The 5,886-nt window shown below is 70.3% G+C and carries 4 protein-coding genes and 2 pseudogenes; all 6 read left to right on the top strand.

Annotation, left to right across the window (positions count from 1 at the left end; genetic code table 11):
- Nucleotides 1-563: glutamate ligase domain-containing protein (locus tag AD428_RS21610; protein ID WP_304438962.1), on the top strand; the 563-nt coding region annotated here is incomplete at its 5' end.
- Complete coding sequence (ftsW, locus tag AD428_RS21605) at nucleotides 560-1,753, top strand: putative lipid II flippase FtsW (RefSeq protein ID WP_053246547.1); 1,194 nt, start codon at nucleotides 560-562, stop codon at nucleotides 1,751-1,753. The genes AD428_RS21610 and ftsW, both read left to right, overlap by 4 nt.
- Nucleotides 1,750-2,822 (top strand): annotated as a pseudogene (murG, locus tag AD428_RS21600) (undecaprenyldiphospho-muramoylpentapeptide beta-N-acetylglucosaminyltransferase). Before ftsW ends, murG begins: the two are co-directional and overlap by 4 nt.
- A pseudogene (gene murC, locus AD428_RS21595) lies at nucleotides 2,819-4,224 on the top strand (UDP-N-acetylmuramate--L-alanine ligase). The pseudogenes murG and murC overlap by 4 nt, the downstream one beginning before the upstream one ends.
- Complete coding sequence (locus tag AD428_RS21590; protein ID WP_053246546.1) at nucleotides 4,221-5,171, top strand: D-alanine--D-alanine ligase; 951 nt, start codon at nucleotides 4,221-4,223, stop codon at nucleotides 5,169-5,171. Before murC ends, AD428_RS21590 begins: the two are co-directional and overlap by 4 nt.
- 12 nt (nucleotides 5,172-5,183) lie before the next feature.
- Nucleotides 5,184-5,886: cell division protein FtsQ/DivIB (locus AD428_RS21585; RefSeq protein WP_369798810.1), on the top strand; the 703-nt coding region annotated here is incomplete at its 3' end.

Below are 5,886 nucleotides of genomic sequence, written 5' to 3'. Positions count from 1 at the left end.
ACGCGCTGCGCATCCGGGGCATTCACAATGCCCTGAACGCGCTGGCCGCGCTGCAGCTGGGCCGCTGCCTGGACCTGGGCTGGGCCGCCATGCTGCGCGCGCTGCGCGAATACGCCGGAGAACCGCACCGCGCCGCTTTTGTGCGCACGGTCGGCGGCGTGGACTACATCAACGACAGCAAGGGCACCAACGTGGGGGCCACCGTCGCCGCGCTGGAAGGGCTGGGCCAGAAGGCGGTGCTGATCGCCGGAGGCCAGGGCAAGGGCCAGGATTTCTCGCCGCTGGTGCCGGTGGTGGCGCAGCATGCGCGCGCCGTGGTGCTGATCGGCCAGGACGGGCCGGAGATCGGCCGCACGCTGGAAACCACGGGCGTGCCCTGCGTGTCCGCCCACGACATGCGCGAAGCCGTGCGCCGCGCCGCCGAGCTGGCCCGGGAGGGCGATGCCGTGCTGCTGTCGCCCGCCTGCGCCAGCCTCGACATGTATCGCAACTATCCGCATCGCGGGCAGGTGTTCGTGGAAGAGGTCGAGGATCTGGCCCGCGACCGGGGAGAGGTGGCATGAGCCTGTTCGCCGAACTCACTGCCAGCGTCAACGCCGTGCGGCCCGGCCGCACCCGCATGCGCAACTACGACCTGCCGCTGGTGCTGGCCGCGTCCACGCTGCTGCTGCTCGGCCTGCTGATGGTGTATTCGGCGTCTATCGCCCTGGCCGACGGCCCGCGCTACGCCTCCTACGGGCGCTATTACTTCGTGCTGCGCCACGGCCTGTTCATCTGCGCCGGCCTGGTGAGCGGCGCGGTGGTGCTCACCATTCCCATCCGCTTCTGGCAGCGCATGGCCTTCCCCCTGTTCGCCGTGTCGCTGGTCCTGCTGGCGGCGGTGCTCATTCCGGGCATCGGCCGCGAAGTCAACGGCGCGCACCGCTGGATTCCGCTGGGGCCGCTGAACTTCCAGCCGTCCGAGCTGATGAAGGTCGCCGCCTTGCTCTACGCCGCCGACTACACGGTGCGCAAGCAGGAGCACATGCAGTCCTTCCTGCGCGGCTTCGTGCCCATGGCCTGCGCCCTCGGCGCGGTGGGCCTGCTGCTGCTGCTCGAGCCCGACCTGGGCGCGTTCATGGTGATCGTGGCGATTGCCATCGGCATTCTTTTCCTGGGCGGCATCAACGGCAAGTTCTTCAGCAGCCTGCTGGGCGTGCTGATGGGCACCTTCCTGCTGCTGATCTGGTTGTCGCCCTGGCGCCGGGCCCGCCTGTTCGCCTACCTGGATCCCTGGAACGAGGACAACGCCTACGGCAGCGCCTACCAGCTCTCGCATTCGCTGATCGCGCTGGGCCGCGGCGAATGGCTGGGCGTGGGACTGGGCGCCAGCGTCGAGAAGCTGCACTACCTGCCGGAGGCCCATACCGACTTCCTCATGGCCGTGGTGGGCGAGGAACTGGGCTTTGCCGGCGTGATGCTGGTGATCTGCCTGTTCGCCCTCATCGTGCAGCGCGGTTTCGACATCGGCCGGCAGGCCATCGCCATGGAGCGCACCTTCGCCGGCATGGTCGCGCAGGGCGTGGCGATATGGTTCGGCGTGCAGGCCTTCATCAACATGGGCGTGTGCCTGGGACTGCTGCCCACCAAGGGGCTGACCCTGCCGCTGATGAGCTACGGCGGCTCGGGCGTGGTCATGAACGTGTGCGCGCTGGCCATGCTGATCCGCGTGGACGTGGAAAACCGCATCATGATGCGCGGGGGGCGGGTATGAGCGCGGGCACCATCCTCATCATGGCGGGCGGCACGGGCGGACACATCATGCCCGGCCTGGCCGTGGCCGAGGTGCTGCGCGCGCGCGGCTGGCGGGTGCTGTGGCTGGGCAATCCGGAAAAGATGGAAGGCCGCCTGGTGCCGCCGCGCGGCATCGAGCTGGTGCCGCTGCGCTTCGCGGGCGTGCGCGGCAAGGGATTCTCCACCTTGCTCAAGCTGCCGTTCATGCTGCTGCGCGCCTTCGCGCAGGCATGGTCCAGGCTCTCGTATGCGCGCCCCGACGTGGTGCTGGGCATGGGCGGCTACGTGGCATTCCCCGGGGGCGTGATCGCGGCCCTGCGCGGCCTGCCGCTGGTCGTGCACGAACAGAACGCGGTGGCGGGCACCGCCAACCGCTGGCTCGCGCGCATGGCGCGCCGCGTCCTGAGCGGGTTTCCGGGGGTGCTGCCCAAGGGCGAGGCCCTGGGCAACCCCGTGCGGGCCGATTTTTGCGCGCTGCCCGGGCCGGCGCGCCGCTACGGCGAGCGCACCGGCCCGTTGCGTCTGCTGGTGGTGGGCGGCAGCCTGGGCGCGCACGCCCTGAATACCGTGCTGCGCCGGCGCTGGCCGCCATGGCTCCCGAGCGCCGGCCGGAGGTCGTGCACCAGGCCGGCGAGCAGCACCTGCCGGCGCTGCTGCAGGCCTATGCCCGGGCGGGCGTGCAGGCCGACTGCCGCGCCTTCATCGACGACATGGCGGGCGAGCTGGGCGCGGCCGACCTGCTGATCTGCCGCGCCGGCGCCATGACGGTGTCCGAAGTGGCGGCGGCGGGCGTGGCCGCGCTTTTCGTGCCGTTTCCGCACGCCATCGACGATCACCAGACCGCCAATGCGCGCTTCCTCAGCGACGCGCAGGCCGCCTGGCTGCAGCCGCAATCCGCCCTCACGCCCCAGTGGCTGGCGGACTGGCTGGGCCAGCGCACCCGGGAAGAACTCCAGGCCGTGGCCGAACGGGCGCGCGCGCATGCGCGCCCCGAGGCCGCGGCCCATATCGCCGACGTTTGCGAACAGGCAGCGGGGCGTCAATCATGAAACACAGAATTCAACACATCCATTTCGTCGGCGTGGGCGGTTCCGGCATGAGCGGCATCGCCGAGGTCCTGCTCAACCTGGGCTACGCCATCAGCGGCTCCGACCTGCACGAATCGGCGGTGACCCGCCGCCTGGCCGGCCTGGGCATGAAGATCTCCATCGGCCACGTGGCCAGCAACGTGACGGGCGCCGACGCCATCGTGACCTCCACGGCGGTGGCGGGCGACAACCCGGAAGTCATCGCGGCGCGCGCCGCGCGGATTCCGGTGGTGCCGCGCGCCATCATGCTGGCCGAGCTGATGCGCCTGAAGCGCGGCATCGCCGTGGCCGGCACGCACGGCAAGACCACCACCACCAGCCTGGTGGCCAGCGTACTGGCCGCGGGTGGCCTGGATCCCACCTTCGTCATCGGCGGCCGCCTCAATTCGGCGGGCGCCAACGCGCGGCTGGGGCAGGGCGACTACATCGTGGTGGAAGCGGATGAATCCGACGCCTCCTTCCTCAACCTGCTGCCCGTGATGGCCATCGTCACCAACATCGACGCCGACCACATGGACACCTACGGGCACGACGTGGCGCGCCTGAAGAGCGCGTTCATCGAGTTCACCCAGCGCCTGCCCTTCTACGGCAGCGCGGTGCTGTGCGCGGACGACGCCAACGTGCGCGAGATCATGCCGTTCGTCTCGCGGCCGATCACCACATACGGCCTGGGCGAAGACGCGCAGGTGCGGGCCTACGAAGTGCAGCCCGAGGGCACGCGCATGCGCTTCAACGTGCAGCGCAGCCATCGCGACACGCTGCTGCCGCCGCTGCGCGTGGAGCTGAACCTGCCGGGCCTGCACAACGTGCGCAACGCGCTGGCGGCCATCGCGGTGGCGACCGAGCTGGGCGTGGAAGACGACGCGATCTGCGAGGCGCTGGCCTCTTTCCATGGAGTGGGACGCCGCTTCACGCAGGTCGGCGATTTCCCGGTGCCGGCCGCGCACGGCGGCGGCACCTTCACGGTGATCGACGACTACGGCCACCACCCCGTCGAAATGGCGGCCACGCTGGCCGCGCGCGCGGCGCCTGGCCAGACCGCCGCATCGTGCTGGCGTTCCAGCCGCACCGCTACACGCGCACCCGCGATTGCTTCGAGGACTTCGTGCGCGTGCTGGGCACGGCCGACGCGGTGCTGCTGACCGAGGTCTATGCCGCCGGCGAGGCGCCGCTGGTTGCGGCCGACGGCCGTGCGCTGTCGCGCGCGCTGCGGGTGGCGGGCAAGGTGGAGCCGGTGTTCGTCGAGGACGTGGCCGAGCTGCCGCAGGCCGTGCTGGACTTCGTGCGCGACGGCGATGTGGTGATCGTGATGGGCGCGGGATCGATCAGCAAGGTCCCGGCCCAGGTGGGAGAGCTGGCATGAAAGCGGAATTCGGCAAAGTCGGCGTGCTGTACGGCGGACGCTCCGCCGAGCGGGAAGTGTCCCTGATGTCGGGCGCGGGCGTGCATCAGGCGCTGTTGAGCGCCGGGGTGGACGCGCACCTGTTCGACACGGGCGAGCGCAGCCTGGCGGAACTGGCCGCCGAGGGCTTCGAGCGCGTGTTCATCGCGCTGCACGGCCGCTACGGCGAAGACGGCACGCTGCAGGGCGCGCTGGAACTGCTGGGCATCCCCTATACGGGCAGCGGCCCGCTGGCCTCGGCCCTGGCCATGGACAAGACCATGACCAAGCGCATCTGGCTGCAGCACGGCCTGCCCACGCCGGCCTTCGAGGTGCTGGACGCCGACACCGAGCTGCGCACCGTGCCCGACCGCCTGAGCCTGCCGCTCATCATCAAGCCGCCGCACGAGGGCTCGACCGTGGGCATCACCAAGGTCGTGGGCTATTCCGACATGAAGCGGGCCTACGCCGAGGCGGCCCGGTTCGACGAAGTGGTGCTGGCCGAGCAGTTCATCAGCGGGCGCGAGCTGACCGTGGCCGTGCTGGGTTCGGGCAGGCAGGCCCGCGCGCTGCCGGTGATCGAGATCGCGGCGCCCGGCGGCAACTACGACTACGAGCACAAGTATTTTTCGGACGACACCCAGTACTTCTGCCCCGCCGACCTGCCGCCCGACGTGGCGCGGGAAGTGGCCGACATCGCCGTGCGGGCCTACCAGGCCCTGGGCTGCGAGGGCTGGGGGCGCGCCGATTTCATCCTCGACCGCGAAAACCGGCCGTGGCTGCTTGAAATGAACACTTCGCCCGGCATGACCAGCCATTCGCTGGTGCCCATGGCCGCCAAGGCCGTCGGCATCAGCTATGCGGAACTGTGCGTGGCGATCCTGTCCGAGGCTGCGTGCAAAGTGCGCAGCCCCGGCCGCAACGCCTGACCTGGACGCCCTGTGTGGAACGACGCCCGAACGACCAACCTGATCGCCAACACGCTGGCCGTGCTGGCGGTGTGCGCCTTGCTGCTCGCGGGCGTGGCCTGGGTTGCGCAGCGTCCGTACTTCACGCTGTCGGCCATCGAGCTGGAGCCCATGCCGGACGGCGAGCTGCACTACGTGTCGCCGGGAGCGGTGCGGGCGGCCATCGCGGGCCGGTTCAAGGGGAACTTCTTCACCGTGGACCTGGACGAAGCGCGCGAGCTCTTCGAGTCGGTGCCCTGGGTGCGGCATGCCAGCGTGCGGCGCATCTGGCCGAACGTGCTGCGCGTGCGCATCGAAGAGCAGCAGCCCCTGGCGCTGTGGAACGAGAACCAGATGATCAACACCTGGGGCGAGGCGTTCACGGCGAATACCGGCGAGGTGGACGACGAGACGGTGCTGCCGCAGTTCTCCGGCCCGGAAGGCACGGAATCGCTGGTGGTTCAGCGCTACGCGGAACTGGCCCGCTGGTTCGCGCCGCTGGACCTGCACGTCGCCAAGCTCGAGCTCAGTCCGCGCTATGCCTGGCGGGCTGTGCTGTCCAACGGCCTGCTGCTGGACCTGGGCCGCGATCCGGGCGCCGACGCGCCGGATCCGCGCGTGGCCTGGCGGATGGAATCCACGTACCAGGACAGCTTGGCCGGATACGGCCGGCGGCCCGGGCCCGAGACCGGGGGAT

The organism is Achromobacter sp. DMS1 (genome assembly GCF_001270295.1).
Note: the sequence above shows the minus strand (reverse complement) of the source record. Positions and strands in the feature narration are given on the sequence as shown.

Excerpts from the sequence above, each read along its gene's own strand:
- ftsW (WP_053246547.1), top strand. The coding sequence starts at position 560 with ATGAGCCTGTTCGCCGAACTCACTGCCAGCGTCAACGCCGTGCGGCCC.
- AD428_RS21590 (WP_053246546.1), top strand. The coding sequence starts at position 4,221 with ATGAAAGCGGAATTCGGCAAAGTCGGCGTGCTGTACGGCGGACGCTCC.